Annotated in this window: 13 protein-coding genes; 9 read left to right on the top strand and 4 right to left on the bottom strand. The window is 34.6% G+C overall.

Annotated elements, in window-relative coordinates; translation table 11 throughout:
• The first annotated feature begins 112 nt into the window (after positions 1-112).
• Genes HBB17_RS18460 through HBB17_RS18475 form a run of 4 tightly spaced genes read left to right on the top strand, consistent with a single transcriptional unit; the run spans position 113 to position 3,912 of the window.
• Positions 113-1,021, top strand: coding sequence for a TadE family protein (locus HBB17_RS18460; RefSeq protein WP_167958968.1), 909 nt, complete (start codon positions 113-115; stop codon positions 1,019-1,021).
• 59 nt (positions 1,022-1,080) lie between these two features.
• Positions 1,081-1,509, top strand: coding sequence for a prepilin peptidase (locus HBB17_RS18465; protein WP_167958969.1), 429 nt, complete (start codon positions 1,081-1,083; stop codon positions 1,507-1,509).
• A complete protein-coding gene (locus HBB17_RS18470) occupies positions 1,499-2,086 on the top strand; it encodes a TadE/TadG family type IV pilus assembly protein (RefSeq protein ID WP_167958970.1) in 588 nt (195 codons plus the stop codon). The genes HBB17_RS18465 and HBB17_RS18470 overlap by 11 nt, the downstream gene beginning before the upstream one ends.
• Before the next feature lie 2 nt (positions 2,087-2,088).
• A complete protein-coding gene (locus HBB17_RS18475; RefSeq protein ID WP_167958971.1) occupies positions 2,089-3,912 on the top strand; it encodes a DUF6382 domain-containing protein in 1,824 nt (607 codons plus the stop codon).
• 63 nt (positions 3,913-3,975) lie between these two features.
• Here HBB17_RS18475 and HBB17_RS18480 read toward each other — a convergent pair whose 3' ends face one another.
• The 3 genes from HBB17_RS18480 to HBB17_RS18490 form a co-directional block, all read right to left on the bottom strand.
• Positions 3,976-5,979 carry an ATP-dependent helicase gene (locus HBB17_RS18480; RefSeq protein ID WP_167958972.1) on the bottom strand — a complete coding sequence of 668 codons (2,004 nt, stop codon included), beginning with the start codon at positions 5,977-5,979 and terminating at the stop codon, positions 3,976-3,978.
• Positions 5,980-6,150: 171 nt separating this feature from the next.
• Entirely contained in the window at positions 6,151-7,620 is a 1,470-nt protein-coding gene (gene gltX, locus HBB17_RS18485) for a glutamate--tRNA ligase (RefSeq protein ID WP_167958973.1), read from the bottom strand.
• A 176-nt stretch (positions 7,621-7,796) separates the two neighbouring features.
• A complete protein-coding gene (locus HBB17_RS18490; RefSeq protein WP_167958974.1) occupies positions 7,797-8,165 on the bottom strand; it encodes a zinc ribbon domain-containing protein in 369 nt (122 codons plus the stop codon).
• Between the two features lie 370 nt (positions 8,166-8,535).
• On the opposite strand from HBB17_RS18490, the gene HBB17_RS18495 reads away from it, so the two are divergent.
• On the top strand, positions 8,536-9,792 hold the full coding sequence (locus tag HBB17_RS18495) for a hypothetical protein (protein WP_167958975.1): 1,257 nt from the start codon (positions 8,536-8,538) through the stop codon (positions 9,790-9,792).
• 521 nt (positions 9,793-10,313) lie between these two features.
• Here the strand turns inward: HBB17_RS18495 and yyaC are convergent.
• On the bottom strand, positions 10,314-10,883 hold the full coding sequence (gene yyaC / locus HBB17_RS18500) for a spore protease YyaC (protein WP_238483801.1): 570 nt from the start codon (positions 10,881-10,883) through the stop codon (positions 10,314-10,316).
• A 283-nt stretch (positions 10,884-11,166) separates the two neighbouring features.
• On the opposite strand from yyaC, the gene HBB17_RS18505 reads away from it, so the two are divergent.
• From HBB17_RS18505 to HBB17_RS18520, 4 genes are all read left to right on the top strand, one after another.
• On the top strand, positions 11,167-12,510 hold the full coding sequence (locus HBB17_RS18505; RefSeq protein WP_167958976.1) for a LysM peptidoglycan-binding domain-containing protein: 1,344 nt from the start codon (positions 11,167-11,169) through the stop codon (positions 12,508-12,510).
• 262 nt (positions 12,511-12,772) lie between these two features.
• Positions 12,773-13,963 carry a DUF5711 family protein gene (locus HBB17_RS18510; RefSeq protein ID WP_167958977.1) on the top strand — a complete coding sequence of 397 codons (1,191 nt, stop codon included), beginning with the start codon at positions 12,773-12,775 and terminating at the stop codon, positions 13,961-13,963.
• Positions 13,963-14,670, top strand: coding sequence for a CvpA family protein (locus HBB17_RS18515; protein WP_167958978.1), 708 nt, complete (start codon positions 13,963-13,965; stop codon positions 14,668-14,670). Before HBB17_RS18510 ends, HBB17_RS18515 begins: the two co-directional genes overlap by 1 nt.
• 529 nt (positions 14,671-15,199) lie before the next feature.
• A complete protein-coding gene (locus HBB17_RS18520) occupies positions 15,200-15,337 on the top strand; it encodes a hypothetical protein (RefSeq protein ID WP_167955289.1) in 138 nt (45 codons plus the stop codon).
• Positions 15,338-15,389: the final 52 nt, after the last annotated feature.

Genomic DNA, 15,389 nt, shown 5'->3' on the forward strand with positions numbered 1-15,389 from the left:
GTGAATAAAAGGAAACTCTCTTCAAGCAAACTCCAATAAGATATGGTTACTAAATCACACGTTAGAAGAAAGAATATCCCATTCTGCCCTTACTAAGGAAAGGATATAGAAGATGAAGGGCTGGACAAAAAAAGTAACAACTAATAAATTGCAGGCATCAATTACTGTGGAAGCAGCATTGGTTTTACCAATCTTTCTTTTTGCAATGTATACCTTTCTCTTTTTTATTCAAGTACTTTATATACATGGTATCATACAAAATGGGTTATTGGAAACCTCGCAATACTGTGAAAAGATTGGTTTTCTATATGATTATATAGAGAATTATGAGGAGAACGGATCTAATCAGGGGACAGCTCCTCAAAATGGTACTGAATTAGAGGAAACGCAAACGAATAATTCAAGTGGAACCGTTAAGAAAGTTGCCCAAAATGTTATAACAAGTTCTCTGATTCGATCAAAATTTATGGAATTGGTAGACTGTGAACAGATAGAGCAGTCCTGCGTAATAAATGGTGCTAAGGGTTTGAATTTTACATTCTCCTCTTATGATCTAGCTAATGATGAAGTAAATTTGATTGTTCAATATCAAGTGCATATTCCCATTGGCCTAAAGGTAATTAATGATTTTTGGGTAAAGCAGAACCTTACTGTAAAAGCGTTTGTTGGGACAAAAGAGGAACCTGAACAGGAGAAAGGTGAGGAGGACGAGGACTATGTCTATATAACAGAAACGGGAACAGTTTATCACGAGAGTAAGGAGTGTACGCATTTGAAGCTATCCATTAAACAAGTGAATGTTACTGCAATTGATGGATCGCGTAATTATGCTGGAGCAAAATATTATGCATGTGAAGTTTGTAATCCGAAGGACACAAACCAATCTTATTACTACATAACAACACAGGGGAATCGATATCATTGCAATATAAACTGTAGTGGGTTAAAACGTACCATTAAGACGATCAAACGTTCCGATATTGGAAATCGTAAAGCGTGTACAAGGTGTGGTGGAAAGTAGTGCGTATTGATAAGGTTGTAAGAGTAAATGGAAAATTTAGATAGAGAGAAGGGACGTATGTGGAAAGTTTAATGACGGTAGGTATGATCGGATTATTGTTGCTTATAGCAGTTATTGATTATAGAAAGAAGGAGATTGCAAGGAAAGTTCTTATTCTGATGATACTTCTTGTTGGGGTGAACTATCTTTTATATCAGCCTATTAGCATTCAAAGTTCATTGGGAGGGCTTATGTTGGGCATAGTATTGTTACTTCTTAGTGTAATAACGAAAGAGAAAATTGGAAAGGGGGATGCATATCTAATCATGGTATTAGGTGGTTATTTAGGAATATCGCGGATTAGTCTAGTGTTATTATATGCCTTGACACTATGTGCCATACTGTCAGGTTTATTACTTATTTGTAAGAAGGTAAAACGAGAGTATCGTGTCGCTTTTGTTCCATTTATATTTGTAGGGTTTATTGGGGTACTGTGCAATGGGATATAAAGATAAAGAAGGGGACAGTGGAAGTATTACTGTGGAGATGTCCATGGTGTTTCCTATTGTTCTTTATGTCATTTTTTCAATTGTGTATGGAGGACTCTATCTTCATGATCGGGTAGTTATACAGAATATAACGGATGAAATGAGTATACAAGCAAACAATGCAGTACGATATCCAGTAGATGATACAGGAGAACAGATCTGCTATGAAAATATTAATGCAAGAGGAATCTTTTTTTCACTGCAATGTGATTACTCTAGAGAACAAGAGGTAATCCGAAAGAAAATAATGAATAGAGTAGCAGAAAAACTGTATATTACGCAGGTGGGGGATATTATGGTTAATTTAGCACAAACCAATATTCAAATTGAGGTAGCATGTAGTGTGCAGATTCCCATAGCACCTATTCGAATTCTGTTGGGTGAAGATAAGATGACCTACGTATATAAACAACGAAGAGAGGTGTTTAATCCAGCTGAATATGTAAGAAAATATCGTGTATTCTTGGAAGTTGGAGAAGGAACGGAATTAGGTGATAAAGCTTTAAAGGCATTAAGAGATATTTTGAATGGGGGATAGAGATGGAATTACAAGCGGTGTACAAAAGAGAGGGGTATCATAATTATGTGATATTTGATGGACAAGATGCTCAGGAGACAAGTACATATGAACTACAGATGTTGCTTCAGAATGAGGTTACAGATCTATTGAGTATTCAGGTAATCTATATTAATGAACAAGCAAAATATATGTATGATATTTCCGGAAAACAGACGTTATTTGATTGTCTGGAAAGAAAAAAATTGAATTCGGCTGAATGTAGAAGATTATATAATAGTATTTTTTCTGCAATTGAGGTATGTACGGAGTACCTATTAGTGGAATCACATATAGTTTTGCAACCACAATTCCTTTTTAGAGAGTTAGAAAAAGAGCAATATTTTTTTCTATATCATTTAGAGTATTCCAAAGATATTCTTGGACAAATCTGCGAACTTTCCGAGTACCTTATGGAACGGGTTAATTATGAGGATGAACAAGCAGTTTATCTGGTATATACCATGTATCACCAAAGTAAGAGAAAGGAAATGTCAATTTCACTTTTGCGTCATGTATTCATGGAAAAGGGACAGTCCAAGGAAGAGGGTCGGGAGTGTACAATCAAAGATTACAGTAGTATAGAGCATAAAAATAATAAACAAATTACTGCTAATGAGGATAAGGAGAATCAAAGAGATCAAGGATATCAAAGGAATCAAGAAAACAAAAGAGAGAAGGAAAATATAAATGGCCAGGAAACCAAGAGAGAGCGGGAAAACATAAGTGGCCAGGAAACCAAGAGAGAGCAGGAAAACATAAGTGGCCAGGAAACCAAAAGAGAGCAGAAAAATATAAGTGGACAGAAATTCAAAAGACACCAAGGAAATCAAATAAATCAAATAAATCAAGGAAACCAGAGGAATCTAAGAAATACAAGAGATCAAGTAGCCGAAAAGAAGCAAGGGAATCAAGACTTTATGGATGCAAGATTGGGAAATTATAATCTAAGAACGGTAAAACAGGTAGTCAAACGCCCCGTGATGGAACACCGACAGGAGAGTGAAGAGATGCACTCGGTGTATCCATTATATAACTATCTAATTACAGGTGGCATAGTAGCCATATTCTTTGTCATAATCGTAATTTGTAGATATAAGAAAGTGGAAACAAAGAATATGTTAGCGTTATCATTAATTGGTCTTTCTCTTGCTGCGTATGTAGCAAGCCGGCTTTTTGATCCAAAAAGAAAAATTGAGAAGTATGTTCCTATTGTAGAATATGTAAAAACGGAGGATGCAGTGATGAATAAAATGGGAAGTGAAGAAAGTAGCTGTAGCATTGCAATACAGGAACAGTACAGCGAATCATTTGGAATAATGGATGAAGAACGCTCTAATAATGTATTGGTTCATGATGTAGAGATAGATACAGGGATAGATACAAGGATCGATGAAGAGATTGATGAAGAGATCGAAGAGGGAGTGGAAGCTACGCAGTTATTGGCAATAGTGGAAACAGGGGCTCAGTGCATAGAAGAAACGGAGAATAGTACAATACGATATGTCCTGACTCCAAAAGAGCAGGGGTATGAATGCATAGCTATTGAAGAGTTGCCTTTTTATATTGGTAAATATGAGGAGGATGTAGATGGAATTATACGAGAATCCACGATTAGCAGAGTGCATGCAAAACTTACAAAAGAGAACACAGAACTTTATTTAACGGACTTAGGTTCTACGAATGGGACTTACGTAAATGATGATACGCTACAACCACACACAAGAAGAAAGATTCAGGAAGGCGATGTAGTACGGTTTTCTAATATTTCCTATGTACTAGAAGAACGGTCGGATTATAAGGTATAAAATAGAAACAAACAAGTGTCAGGATTAATTTCGGGTCCTGACACTTGTTTGTTGTGAATAGTTCTAGTCCTCTATCACCTTAATCAGATGATTCCCTATACAGAAATTCAGATCCAACACCCGTTCCTTGTGAAGCTTATCAAAGTAAATAATCAGTTTTCCGTCTGTATTCTTAAGGATGGTACCTGGTCCATAAGAGCGGTGTTCAATTCTTGCCTGCTCTTTTAATTCTGTTACATCCACTAATAATTCTCCGACAAAACGGGAGATGGAGAGTTCTTTGTTATAGCGTTCTTTCACAGAGTAGATGTGAAGATATTGTTTGGCACGAGTCATGGCTACATAGAACATGCGACGCTCTTCCTCTAGGTCAGCATCAGATAAAGCTTTGCTGTGAGGAGTAATCCCTTCGTTGGCATCAATAATAAAGACAACGGTGTATTCTAACCCTTTTGAACTGTGCATTGTGGATAAAGAAACACTGTCGTAGTTAACTTTCTTACGGACATGAAGCTGTTCCCTTAATTCTTGGGAATAGGTTTCAATATGTGCAAACCAAAAATCATAGGTTTCAAATTGTTTAGAACCTTCTTGCAATTCATCAAGAACATCAAGTAGCTCTTCTACTTTAATACGTCGGAATGTAGCATACTCATTCAGATATTCTTCATAACCAATCGCTTTTCGAATGTATTGAATAGCAGCATACGGCGTCATTTTTTTTAACATTGCTAAATCATACTCTAGTTTTAGGATACGGTCCAACATCCATTCTTTATCACTAAAGCGCCCCTTAATATCCTCGAGATTAACGGTAGGTGAATCAAAGATATCACGAGCGAGATAACGTTTTGGTCGGTTGGCAATTTGCAGGAATAAGTTACGATCATAGTTTCCAAGAGCAATCTTAATATAGGCAAGGAGGTTCTTTGCAATCCAATGTTCGTATATATTCGGTAGAGCATCTTTCATTCGAAAAGGAATGTTAAAGTCCATTAATTTATTTACTAAGGCACGAGGGCCGGTACTTGTACGGAATAAAACAGCAATTTCATTATAGGGAACCCCTTGGTCATGGTAATGCTGAATCGCTTTTATGATCTCCGTATTTTCGTCTGTTAGATCTTTGAAAGTTTGAATAATGGGATCGGAACCTTTCATACGATTAGCAATGATTTCTTTTTGAAAACGTTTTTTATTGTTTTTGATTAGTCGTCCTGCAAAGCGAACAATATTCTCAGAAGAACGATAGTTTATATTTAAAAGAACACGTTTGGCAATAGGATAATCATTTTCAAAATTTAGCATAATCTCAGGTTTTGCCCCACGAAAACGGTAGATGGATTGATCATCATCTCCTACAATGAATAGATTGTTCTGCGGAAGACTAAGCATCTTGATGATTTCATACTGTACCCGATTGATATCCTGAAATTCGTCAATTAAGATGTATTGAAATTTTTTCTGCCAAAGAGCTAGAATGTCAGGACGTTCTTTTAGAAGTTCATAGCAGAAAACTAACATATCATCAAAGTCAATTAGATTTTCCTGTCGAAGTTTATTCTCATAAGCCGTATAGATCTTTTTAAAGATATCTTCCGAACAATTAATAGAGTAATAGTGATCTAAAGAAAGCATATCACCTTTAACGAGACTGATCTCATTTAATATACTGGTAGTAAATTCTTTTTCATCATCGATTTCTATATTCAAGTGAGTGATTAGAGAACGAATAAAAGTAAGACGAGCCTCTTCGGATATGATATTGGCAGAAGAATAGTTATAGGCATATTTTAGTATGGTGAAAAAAATGGAATGAAAAGTACCAAAACATACAGGCGCATGTACCTGTTTCATAAGATGATGAAAACGAGTTTTCATCTCAGAAGCGGCTGCCTTTGTAAATGTAATGACTAGGATGTTTAATGGATTGATGCCGCATTCTTCAATCAGATATTGGGTTCGTTTGGTAATAACAGCTGTTTTACCTGACCCAGGTCCGGCAAGGACGAGCATAGGTCCATTCTTATGCTGAATCGCCGATAATTGAGAAGCATTAAACTTCATAAATAGATAAGATCCTTTCTATAACGTAGTAGTAACATTAATTAATATAAACGTTGAAGCCACTTAGATCCGACATCGTGCATAATGTGTAGAACGACAACATACAACACGAAAAACAATGATTGAAAAGTAGGGTGTCACAAGTATCGCAACTTATGACACCCTATTTATCTATTGTAATGCAGCCGTAAGTTTTTCAATACCAATACGGATTCTTCTAAGTGATTCTTCTTTTCCAAGAATCTGCATGATTTCGTAAGCACCACCTGGAGTGGATTGTTTACCGGAAACAGCAGTTCTAAGAGGCCATAAGCCTTGTCCATTCTTAATACCTTTTTCTTGAATATAGTTCATGATTACAGTCTCAAGAGAAGCAACGGTATAATCAGTATGTGCTTCTAAGATTGGTAACATTTCAACTAAAACATCTTTGGAATTCTCAGAATTTGTTTTCATTTTCTTGTGCGTATACATAGCAATATCATAATCAGGCAACTCTTCTAAGAAATCAATGTGATCCTTGATATCTAAGAATGTTTCTATTCTGGATTTTACTAATTCAGCGATATATGGAAGATCGTAGTCCTTTGTGATGACTTCTTTGATGTATGGAAGCGCTAACTTATAATATGCATCAAAATCCATCTTCTTAATGTATTCCCCATTCATCCATTTTAATTTACCCATGTCAAATACAGCAGGGGATTTATTAATATGGTGGTAATCAAATTCTTTTACTAATTCATCTAAGGTAAAGATCTCTTCATTGGATGAAGGGCTCCAGCCAAGTAAAGCAACGTAATTAACGATGGCTTCTGTTACAAATCCTTGTTCCAATAAATCTTCAAAAGAAGAATGACCACTACGTTTACTTAATTTCTTGTGTTCTTCATTGGTTATGATTGGACAATGAACATATACAGGAATCTCCCAACCAAATGCCTCGTATAAACGGTTGTATTTTGGTGTAGAAGATAAGTATTCATTACCACGAACAACATGTGTAATATTCATTAAGTGATCATCAACAACATTTGCAAAGTTGTAAGTTGGATAACCATCGGATTTGATTAGGATCATATCATCTAATTCTGAATTATCAACGGTTATATCACCAAAGATTACATCATGGAAAGATGTCGTTCCTTCTGTAGGATTGTTTTGACGAATAACATATGGCATACCAGCAGCAAGATTTGCTTCTACTTCTTCTTTTGAAAGGTGAAGACAATGTTTGTCATATTGTACGATTTCCTTGCCATCTTCATTGGATACAACACTTTTTAAACTTTCTAGACGTTCTTTGGTACAGAAGCAGTAGTATGCTTCCCCTTTTTCAACTAACTTTTTGGCATATTCAAGGTATAAACCTTGTGCTTGACGTTCACTTTGTACATATGGTCCGCAACCACCATCTTTGTCAGGTCCTTCATCATGAATTAAACCAGTTTTTTGAAGGGTATGATAGATGATATCAAGAGCACCTTCAACATAACGTTCCTGGTCTGTATCTTCAATACGAAGAAGGAATTCACCATCTTCGTGTTTTGTTATTAAATAAGCATATAATGCCGTTCTTAAATTACCTACATGCATCCTTCCGGTTGGGCTAGGTGCAAAACGTGTTCTTATTTTACTCATAATTTCACTCCTATAATTAAGTTTCTAAATTTGGTTTAACGATTCGCAATCGATTCGAATCGGATCGTAATCCAGAACTTTTTACAATAGTTTTATTATACTCTAGAAGAGGTATAATTTACAAGGGTGTATTCCTTATATATAAGTGCTAGATTGCATCGATATGAATGCTATGATTATGAAAGAGGAAAATACCCGGAGGACACAAGAAATACTGCGCCGACGAGGGAGATTAAGGACATAATCAAAGAAGCCTTAGCAAAGTTCTTATGTGTTTGGCTATATTGATTTCCTAACAACCAGGTAACAAGGACGATTGCATAGATCAGCCATCCAACACCAGGAATTAACTGAAGTAATAATACACCCATAAAAGTACGGAAAGGGATTTCATTGCTAGCACCTTCTATTGTATTTTGTACGGCAGGTTTAACAGGTTCTTGGTACTCAAAACTGGAATGCTCTCGCAGGGACTCCCCGCAATTTTCGCAAAAATTAGCATTGTCATTTTCTATGTGGCGTCCACATACTTTGCATATGATCATGATAATATCCTTTCTTTGAATCGATATATTGCCAAGGCACAAGTTTTTATAATTATTGTTTACAATACCTTAATATCTAGTAATTATAGCATAATATCAAGGAAAGTAAACCACAGTGTTAATCTTCGTGATACAGGTGAAAACTTTTTCATAAATGCTCTAACCTCATTTTGTGGTTCCCCAATTTTATCTAGACTACATAACTTCTATAGTTGTATTAGACACTTTCCGTATACTTAAATAGAATACACAATAAGGAAGGTTAGGAATACCCTAGAGATACTTGCAAACAATAGGAAGGAAGCTTATAATGATAAACATATAAAAATTGCGATCTAGTATTAAACGTAAGAAGTAAGGAGGCGACAAAATGGAAAATGATACACGACAAGATGAGAAGACTGTACAGGAAAAACAATCACCTCAGTTAATGATGAATACACAACAAAACATTTCAGATGATCGTAATATAGAGAGGATGCAGGAACAAAATCTGCAAATCCAAGATGTTAAATGGTCTTACGAGGATATGAATATCTTATCTTCTGGTATTGATAAATTAATTGATCTTCAAAATCACTTGAATGATTTGCAAATTTATAAGGCTAATGTAAAGCAGTTAGAAGCGGAGGATGAAGATTTAGAACGTATTATTGTTGTAAAGGAACGAACTATTGGCGAAGAAGTAGAGAGTGTGATTAAGAAAAGAAAAGCAGAAGTTAGTTCTACCTTTGATTCTCAATTGGATAATACGAAAGCAGATGTAAAAAAAGTACGTTCGAGACGTGAAAAAAAGAAAAATAAAAAAGTTTCCGAACGAATTATGGATGAGACAGCGGATCTTCGCAGAGAAAATGCACAATTACTAGAGGATAGTAAGCATATAATGAAGACAGGAGAGATTCCTAAGATATTGCAACTGCGATTGTTTCATGCGCTTTATTATCCAAAGGGATTAGCGGACATTGGAATCGATTTGCTTGTTGTTGCGATTGCATTCTTTTTGTTACCAACGATTGTTTACCGGTTTGTTTTTCATACAAAGAATGCAATTGCAATTGGATTTATCTATTGTATCATAATTGTACTATTTGGTGCTTTATATATAACAATTAATACATTGCTTAAGAATCGTTATCATGAGATCTACCAGAAGGTAAAAGAACTTCGTGGAAAGATGAACAAGAATGATAAAGAAATGCGCCGAATTAAGAAGATGGTGCAAAAGGATCAAGATGAAAGCAATTACGGATTGGAGAAATTCAACAAAGAGATTAAAGAACTAGAAGAAACTATGGAACGAATTGCAAGTAAGAAGAAGGAAGCATTGGAGGAATTTGAGACCACATCAAAAGAGATTATATCAAAAGAAATCTGGGAGAAGAATAAACCTGAGCTAACCAATCTACAACAAAAGCATGAAGAAGTCCATGAGTTATGTAAAGATTACTCCAACAAGGTAAAAGAATTAGAGATGCAATTAGCTTCTACCTATGAAACGTATTTGGGAAAAGAGTTTATGAACTTGGACAAGTTAGATAAATTAATTAAAATAATGGATGGAAAAGAAGGTATGGTCATTTCTGAAGCTTTAAAGCAATACCATAACCAGAGCATAAATATGTAGCAAAAAATGTAGATTACTCAAATTTCGCAGTTCAATTGCTGCCCTGAAGGGTTATCCTAAGGCATTTTCAGCAATTAATATATCTCCACTTCGATTCCAATGTGCTATTTTTCTAATATCGACTTTTCTGGCAAAAAGCCATTAAAAAGTGCAAAACTCCTCGCAAGCTCGTCAAACAGTTGCACTTTTTTGATGAATGCCAGAAACCTCGACATATGAAAAATATGCACATTTCCATAGGCGTTTCGATATATTAATTGCTGAAAACGCCTTTATGTGATAGGTTTTTGGCAACAATTGAACTGCGAAGTTCCAGTAGATTAAATAAAAGTTGTATCCAAGCAGCAATATACTGTTTGGAATACAACTTTTTTTAAAATATTATAGTACATAAATATAGTGCATAAGGATAGTACAAAAAAGGGGCATTGTAAAAGGAGAAATAAGTTCGTCCTTTTACAATGCTTCCTTTTTGAGGTTCCGGTAGTCTGTTACTTGAAGATCTAAGCGATACCGACTGTTTAATTAGTCCGTAAAGGTAGACAAAAACGAATTCCAAGACAAATACAATCTGCTAGTTTCATTACCACATTTAATCGGGTTGTTTGAAGCAGCATATTATCGAGTAGACCAGAGAAGTTAACAATACCCGTAATAAATACATCTCCAACTGCGGGAAGATCTTTTGCAACACCTGCACCTGGTTTAAGGGGCCCCTCTCCTAAGGTAATAAATCCTACATGGTTACTCTTTCCCAGTGAAGCATCAATTGCAATGATAATGGAGTTTCTATGAAGTGTTTTAATCTTGGTGATTGTCTCTTTCAGGTTTTTAGCATGAACGGGTTCATCAAGGGTTCCATAAATCGTGTAATTTTTATATTTAAGTTCCGATAATTTATATCCAATGATTGGTCCAAGAGAATCACCGGTTGCACGGTCAGATCCAATACATAAGAATACGATTTCCCGACTTGTTTTGTCTATAGAACGAATCAGTTCACTTAAGGCCTGACTAAACTGATAGGCACAATAACCATCTGCTGAATTAAAATAGTATACTTTCTTTTTGCTTTTTTGTTGTGTAATCAAATAAAATTCACCACCATATATAGTCTTTGTATAAAGAAAGTATTACCAGTTGACAGAAAAAATAGACAAACTTTTGAACGCAAAATACAACAAAAAACATTGCTTGTCCACTATATACTTCAAGGAATTTATAAGAAACATTAGAAAATGAAATCTATTTGTAATTCTATAGAAAAAAGTTATAGATTGTCAGGTTAGTGTTTTGACAAAAATAGCTTTAAAGATATGCTAAGATACCGTAAAAACAGTTATGGAATGTTCGAATAAGGAAAGGAAGTTCGGTATGATACAGAGCATATATAGTAGTGAGGAAATGGATGCAAAAGAGGAAAAAGGCAGCAGTGCATTCAAAATGCCTAAAAATATAAGACAAATTGGACAAGTAGATATGTCAAAAAAAATATATGCAGAAGATTACGTAATGACTTATATCAAGCAGTTAGCAGAAAAAGCAACAACAGGAGAGCGAAAGGCCGTATTATTGGGACAGTACATAAAATCTGAAGGAAGCAGGCATATCTTTATTAATGGTGCAGTAGAAATCATCGAATCATCGGATTCGGGCAATGATACAATGTTTTCTAATGAAGTGTGGTCTGAAATCTATGATTGTATAAAAAAATATTTCTCTAATGTGGAGATTGTTGGTTGGTATATTACGAAAAAAGATGGTCCATTTGATCTGGACGAGCATATAACAAAAATGCATTTAGATAATTTTTCAGGACAGGACAAGACCTTATTAGTTTATGATGCGAATGAGAAAGAAGAGGCATTTTATTTCTATGATAAGGGAAAATTAAAACGCCAAAGTGGATATTACATCTATTATGATCGTAATGAAGAAATGCAAAATTATATGGTAGAAAATAAAGACCATACGAGTACTGATGAGGGCTATGAAGATTTAGCAACACAAAGAATACGTAAACTAATAGAAGCAAAGGCGGAAACCAATAAAGATAAGAGCATGATGCCACTTGTATACACTGCAAGTTCACTACTGGCAGTAGTTGTATTAGTTATAGGAGCCACCATGGTTAGCAATTATGATAAAATGAAGGACACGGAGGACGCAGTCGCTGTCTTATCAGATGCCGCTACAAATATCCAAGAGGATGAGAAGGCAGAGGAAGTAACAGCTGAATCATCAAAAATCACACAAGTGGAAACAGTACCATCAACAATTGGTGAGACCGATGGTTCACAAGAAATGCAGAATATCAATTCGGATAACGCAGATGTACAAGCTATGATTGAAGAGAATGAAGCAGCAAAGTCAAAAGAAGATACGGAAACTGACTCGGATGATGATGAAGACCAAGAAGACCAAGAAGACCAAAAAGAAGAGAATGATACCCAGAAAGAGGATTCAGAAGAAGAGACGACGAAATCAGATACAAAAAAAGAGTCAGGAGATACAAAAAAAGAAACAACAACGAAAACCAAAGAGACAATGGCATCAACAAAAAAATATACCGTGAAAAAGGGAGAAACCTTAGTCTCTATAAGTACCAAGATGTATGGTACCATTAAAGGCGTTGAAGCTATACGGGATGCAAATAATATTGAAGATGAAGATTTGATCTACGAGGGACAGGAAATTATTATTCCAGCATATAAATGAGGAAAGAGTCAAAAGGTAACGAAATAATACCTTGCAATAGATATATAAACATTTACAAAAAGAGTTGATCATAGGAATGGGATTTAGGATGTTTCCCGTTTAATGAAACAACTCTTTTGTAGTATTTGCTGTTTTTTCAAGGAAAAGAAAAACGTTTCAATGAGGACGTATATTGCTTATATAGACAAAATAAGGTATAATGCAGAAAGAAACTAGGAAAGGAGCCATGTGCTATTGACGTATAGATACATGGAGATGAGAAGTGAAGAAAATCGAGAAAGAGGAAGACTCTGGATATGAGAAAAAATTAAAACGATATAAACAACGTAAGGCTATCATCATAACATTTGTTTGTATTTTCGTTTTAGCAGTAGGCTTTTACTTTGTAAATAAGTATTTTACAAAGAATTACAATGCTTACAAGACTATACATACAACACAACGAGAAGATAGCAATACGGTTCAATATATGAGTTATGATCATAAATTACTCAAGTATAGTAGAGATGGAATATCTGCAATATCAGCCGATGGAAAAGTTTTATGGAATGCGTCCTACGATGTGAAAAATCCAAAAGTAGTTGTTTGCGAAAAATACGTAGCAGTTGCAGATATTGGAGGTAAGCAAGCATATACATTCAATAGTAAGGGAACCACATACAACCTGACTACTACATTACCAATCATTGATGTTGCAGTATCTCATCAAGGGGTATTATGCGTAACAGTGGAAGGAGAAGATTACAACCAAGTTCTCTTATATGACTCAACAACGGGAACAGAGCTTGTGCAAAAGCAAACTTCTGTACAGACCAATGGATACCCGGTAGATGTTGGTTTGTCTATAGATGCAAAGAAGATGGCATGTTCCTACGTACGAATAGAGAATGGGGTATTAGAGACCGATGTCGGCTTTTATAACTTTACACAAGTAGGAGCTAACTACCAAGATCAATTTGTTGGAATTATTAAAGACCAACAGTCCGTGGTACATGATATTACATTCTTAGACTCCAACACGGTATTATTATGTTCCGAAAAAGGATTCTTCTTATATGAAATGTACGAAGTACCAAGTATGATTACAAGTAAAACATATGAAGAAGAGATTGAGAGTATGTTCTATACAAGTTCTTATTTTGGATTTATTACAAAGGACAGCTCAAGTACAGATGAAACAGGAAGACAATTGTACGTATATAATCGAAAAGGGAAAAATGTACTTAAAAAAGATATTACATTTGGTTATCAATCTGTTCAAATGTCAGGAAAAGATATTATCTTTCAATCAGAAACAGAATTACGGATTATTGAAGTGAATGGAAATGTAAAATTAAAGACGACTTTAAAATATCCGATTGTAAGTATCATGCCATATAATAACAAAGATGAATATATCATAATTGATGATAAGAATATTAATCATATCAAACTAGTGGAGGAGAAAAAATAGTGAATTGGTTAGTAATCGCAGTAGCTGCAGTTTTAGCAGCGTTTGCATATAAGGGTAGAAAAACAGGTTTTATAAAAACGGTATTCTCCATATTTTCTATTATTATTGCAATCGTTGTATCATCCGCTGTAAGTCCTTATGTTAGTAAGACTTTACGTGAAAATGAGAAGTTTTATAACTACATCTATGATCGAGTAGAGGAAGTTGTAAATCTAAAAGTAGAAGAGAAAGAGAAGACGACAGTATCTGAACAGACAGAAGCAATTGATAAACTTTCCTTACCAGAATCCATAAAAAAGAATCTGAAAGAAAATAAAAACAATTCAGAAGTATATAAGGCACTTCATGTAGATACATTTAAGGAATATGTAAATGGATACATTGCAACATTGGTTATTAATGCAATTTCATTCTTGATTACATATGTAGTAATTACAGTAATTCTTATTATTATATGTGGAGCACTTAATATTATTAGTAAGTTACCAATTATTAATGGATTAAATAAAACAGCAGGGTTATTAGTAGGTGTTTTTGAAGGATTACTCGTTATCTGGCTTTTATGTATCATACTGACTGCATTCAGTAGTACACAGGCTGCGCAAAACATGTTTGAACTAATCCAAGAAAGCAGATTTCTTAGTAGTTTGTATAACAATAATCTTTTGTTGCGCTGTGTAACCAATATGGCGAAGGTGTTATTTTAGTGTAACAAATAGGGGGATTTACAAGTAGGTGATGGGGAAAATACCTTCATAAATATTATTAACTTGATGTACCATATTATACGATGCTATAAAAATTGTGTTTTAACTTAAAAAACAACGAAAAGGAATGAAATAAAGAATGCGATCTAGGAAGCGTTCTTCTTAACATTTCTTTTGGTTGTTTTTTGTTTTTACAGGAAGTTATTAAAAAAATATACAAGAACCGTATAAGAACTATGTAAGAACCAAAAAGGAAACACAAAGCAGAATATAAAGCAGAATATAAAAAAGAGCATGAAAAACAAGTGAAGTAAGTTCATACATACAAAAGTATATAGAGTGTAAATTAAATAAATAATTAGAATAATTTAAAAAAATAAAAAAAGATAAAAAAAGTTGTTGACATAAAATATGTATAGTGCTATAATCTATTTTGCTGACACGCCAAAGCGCTTGTACAGCGAGGACATTGAAAACTGAACAGTGAAACAACCTTGAAAATTCCAGTGTTCACAAGTCGTTGACTTAGATGAACACAAAAAGATTTTCAGTTCTTATAAAGAACAAACCGTATCGGAAGTTAGAGATAACAGAAGATACACCCAAATGTCGAAAGACAAACGGAAACAATAAGCCAGTTTGGTTAGTTGATTCTGAAAAAGATTAAACAAATTGTTTAATAAACTTAAACATGAGAGTTTGATCCTGGCTCAGGATGA

The organism is Anaerosporobacter faecicola (genome assembly GCF_012070565.1).
Taxonomy (GTDB): domain Bacteria; phylum Bacillota; class Clostridia; order Lachnospirales; family Lachnospiraceae; genus Anaerosporobacter; species Anaerosporobacter faecicola.